Origin of the sequence: Fretibacterium sp. OH1220_COT-178 (genome assembly GCF_003860125.1) — a bacterium.
Taxonomy (GTDB): domain Bacteria; phylum Synergistota; class Synergistia; order Synergistales; family Aminobacteriaceae; genus CAJPSE01.
The window spans coordinates 1-4,169 of the sequence record NZ_RQYL01000049.1 but is presented as its reverse complement, the minus strand read 5'-3'; the positions used below and the strand labels follow the sequence as shown (position 1 = coordinate 4,169).

The 4,169-nt window shown below is 51.8% G+C and carries 4 protein-coding genes; all 4 read left to right on the top strand.

The window, feature by feature from the left end; genetic code table 11:
- The coding region (locus tag EII26_RS12630; protein WP_148092575.1) for a polymorphic toxin-type HINT domain-containing protein at positions 1-833 on the top strand (833 nt) is incomplete at its 5' end.
- A gap of 42 nt (positions 834-875) precedes the next feature.
- Positions 876-2,351: an ankyrin repeat domain-containing protein gene (locus EII26_RS12625; protein WP_233572755.1), complete on the top strand. Its 1,476-nt coding sequence runs from the start codon at positions 876-878 to the stop codon at positions 2,349-2,351.
- A gap of 116 nt (positions 2,352-2,467) precedes the next feature.
- Entirely contained in the window at positions 2,468-3,691 is a 1,224-nt protein-coding gene (locus tag EII26_RS12620) for an ISL3 family transposase (protein WP_124889511.1), read from the top strand.
- 128 nt (positions 3,692-3,819) lie between these two features.
- Positions 3,820-4,169, top strand: a 350-nt coding sequence (locus EII26_RS12615; protein ID WP_199735223.1) for an RHS repeat-associated core domain-containing protein, incomplete at its 3' end; no start/stop codon positions are given.

Below are 4,169 nucleotides of genomic sequence, written 5' to 3'. Positions count from 1 at the left end.
AGGAATTTCTGCACGCGCTGTCGAACGGCATGGTGTCGTTCATGAGTCTGATGGGCGTCTGCGAGTCGCATCTTGCGATGCAGATCCTGACGAAGGCGCTTGCGGCGTACGGAGTGAAGGGGAACGCCGAGGCGTTCCTGAAGGCCAAGGAGAAGAACGACGTTGCGGGGATGCTGGAGGCCGGTCTGAATATCGCGCTGGACATCATCACGCTGTTCTCGAGCTGCTTCGACGGGGACACGCCGGTGGCGACGGAGACGGGCTTCAAGCGCATCGATGAAATCCGGGCCGGAGACCGTGTGTGGTCGTACAACATCGAGACCGGCGAGAGGGCGCTGAAGGCAGTCAAAGAGGTCTTCGTGCGGGAGAACGACGAGCTTCTGCATATCGAGACGAGCCGGGGTGTCGTCGACGCGACGACCAGCCATCCGTTCTATGTCGTGGGCAAGGGCTGGGTTGCTGCGGGCGACCTCTCGGTTGGAGACAGCATCCATGCCATCTCCGGCGACGCGGGGATTGTAACGGGCCTGAGGCTGGAGAAGCTGGACAAGCCCATCCCCGTGTACAACCTCGAGGTCGAGGATTTCCACTCCTACTTCGTCGGAAGTGGCGTGTTGGTGCATAATAGGTGTGTAGTAAAAGAAAACGATGTTAAGATTGAATACTACCCGGGAGATCACGATCCTCTACATTTTCATGTGTACGGTAAGGGGCGTATGTCAAAAATAGACATAAGTGGAAATCCTTTAAAAGGGTACAATTTAACAGCTCAGCAAAGAAAAGTTGTAAAAAAACACTTGGATGATCTTCTAAAATTTATCGCGGGTCAATAAAAACATCATTTTAGGGTGGTCTGCCAGGAGGAAAATGCCTTGGTGGACCACATTTTGTTTATTAGCCGGAGCCGGAGATATAAGGTGGTAGAGATGAAATTAGCGGAGTACTTAAAGCAAATTGTCAGCGACGATCAATGGGTTTATGAAAACAACTGCGACCTCTCCGCTTGTGGTATAACGCCAGATATCGTTGACGAGAAGCTGCTCTTGAATGTTGCATCTAAGTTACATAAACAAAAGGAAAGAGAATCCTTTTGGAATAATCTGCTTGATTATTTATCGGAAAAATCTTTAACTCGCAACGTATTTGACTATCTTTTAAGAAATAAAATTGCATTGGTTTCCTTGGCACATAAGCGCCTTGACGATGAAAAATTGAAAAAACTGATCCCATATGCAGAAGAAGCGCTGTTTACATTAGCAAAACGATACTATGGGCAAAGCGAATATTATCCTTCGGATTTTGATGACGAGACCAAATATTCTTCAGAGGATTTTGCTGGCTTCCTTTGCGAGTATTATTACGATGCGTTATTGGAGCAACTGAGTTCGCTTAAACCAGATGATCCTGAAAAGGAGCAAATACTGTTTTATTTCTATTCCAAGAAACATCGCCCGGATGTTGAAAAACTGATTGAGTTGAGGTGTCTTGAGATAACAAACGATCCCGTGATGATTCAATCGGCCTATGAGAGGAATGACCCTCTCCGCTTCCTTGCTTTGTCGAAGAATATGTTTGTTGCCGCAGATATGTTAGAGTCATTGGGAAATGTGTCTGACATTGAAAACACATCGTGTATAAGGAACAATGCTCGAAAGACACTCTCGATCAAAAAGTACTTGGATTCCTATGAAGGAACCCCTCAGATCACTACTAATAAGGCCTACCAGGACCCTAAAAAGGCTGTGGAGTGCATGACAGCGCTGATGCGCGCCGTATGGCAGGACAACTCCAGCTTAAATCTCCTCAGCGAGTTGCTTGCGACCGGCTTGGACGTGAACGAAAAAAACGTATACGGTATGACGTCGTTAATGTACACTGCGTGGCGAGATGCCTCTAGCGTCGATATCGTCAATGTACTGCTTGATGCTGGTGCGGACGTGAACGTGAAGGACGAGGACGGTATGACGGCGCTGATGCACACTGTTAGCAATAGCCCCGACTCCGAAGTCGTCAACGCACTGCTTGAAGCCGGTGCGGACGTGAACGCGAGGGACAAGGACGGTATGACGGCACTGATGCACGTTGCATGGGGGGATGCCCCCAGCGTTGACGTCGTCAGCACATTGCTCGATATCGGGGCAGACATGAACGCGAAGGACGAGGACGGCATGACGGCGTTGATGCTGGCCGCAAGGTGGAATTCTCCCAGTATCGTCGAGACGTTGCTTGATGCCGGTGCAGATGTTGGTCTGAAAGACAATAAAGGCAATCGGGCCATTGATCACGCGCAGATGAACGAGAGACTAAAAGGGACGGATACGCTCAAACGCCTGGAAAAAGCGAGCCAGTAAAGCAAACGACACACGAATGATCAATCTTGAGTTCCGGTAACTTGACAAAAAAGGCTCCTCGCTATAAGGAGTGGTTGGATTATAAAAAGCTACCGTTATGATATCTTTGGACCATTATGAAGGACATCGAACTGTTTCAAATAGCGCTTGGTCTATCATCGCCGTGGTTTGTCAAATCTCTGGAGTTGGACCCTGCAGCTAAGAGGCTTGATATCCACTTGGACTTTCAAAAAGGCTCTAAATTCACCTGTCCCGAATGCGGGGCAGAGGGTCGAAAAGTTCACGATACAGCTACAAAAACCTGGCGGCATCTCAATTTTTTTCAGTATGAGGCCTATCTCACGGCCAGGGTCCCAAGGGTCCACTGCGACGCTTGTGGCGTCCACCTGATTCCTGTCCCTTGGGCGCGAGAGGGCAGCGGGTTCACTTTGCTTTTCGAGGCGTTGGTCCTGTCCCTGGCTCCAGCCATGCCCATCAAGGCCCTGGCGAAGGAGCTGAACATGCACGACACACGCCTCTGGCGTGTGGTCAGGCATTACACGGAACAGGCCCTCGAGCGGATGGAGCTGTCGCGGGTCCGCAGTGTCGGATTCGACGAGACCTCCAGCAAGCGAGGGCACGATTATGTCTCTGTCTTCGTGGACCTGGATACGTCGAAGGTTATCTTCGTCACAGAGGGCAAGGACTCGAGTACTTTGGGTCGATTCAAGACATTTCTCGAGGAACACGGCGGCCGAGGTGAAAACATCGAGCGGATGTGTTGCGACATGTCTCCAGCCTTCATCAAAGGGGCGCGGGAACACTTCCCCGGAGCGAAGCTGACGTTCGACAAATTTCATGTCATGAAGGCAGTGAACGAAGCGGTGGACAGCGTCCGTCGCGAGGAACGCAAGGAGGACCCGAGCCTGGCGCACACACGTTATCTTTGGCTGAAAAACCCTCAAAGCCTGACGGAGAAGCAAAAAGAGCGACTAGGGGAACTGAGCCTGAGGAAGCATAATCGGAAGACCGCGCGAGCCTATCAGATGAAGCTGAGTTTCCAGGAGATTTTCAAGAGATTTCGCCTTCGAGAAGAAGGGGAGCAGTTACTGAAGAAATGGTATTTCTGGGCGACGCACAGTCGGCTGAGCGCGATGGCTGGGGCAGCCCGCACGATCAGGCATCATTGGGACGGAGTTCTTCAGTGGTTTGAGTCCCATATCAACAACGGCATTCTTGAGGGGATCAACAGCTTGATCCAGGCCTGTAAGGCGAGGGCCAGGGGCTATAGGAGCAAGGAGAACTTCATCTCGATGATTTACCTCATCGCTGGTAAGCTACAGATTGACTTACCCACTTAAAAAAGCGAGGAACCACAAAAAAATAGCGTTTGGGACTCCATGGCAACAAACGGCGGCATATGTAACCGTATACCATTTTAGAGCGTCTGTACGGGCTACGGTTTACTTACCTCGACGGCGCAGGTCAGATGACTCGGGTAACGGACGCCCTTGGCAACCGAACGGAGTTCACGTACAATGACAGGTCCCAGCTGGCGCAGGTGAAGGACCCCAGGGGGAACGTCACGGCCTACGACTACGACGCGAACGGAAACCGGACGAAGGCGGTGCTGGCGAACGAGTCGGCGCAGGTGACGGACACGTGGACGTACGACGCGTGGGGCGAGACGACGTCGCGCACGGGCGTGACGGAGAACGACTACCAATACGCCGGGGAACGGTTCGACCGGACGACGGAGCTGTACCAGCTTCGTGCGCGCTACATGGACCCGAGGACGGGGACGTTCCTTAGCCTGGACCCGCACCAGGGGAACCGGCA

Coding starts and splice junctions, on each gene's coding strand:
- EII26_RS12620 (WP_124889511.1), top strand. CDS start 2,468: ATGAAGGACATCGAACTGTTTCAAATAGCGCTTGGTCTATCATCGCCG.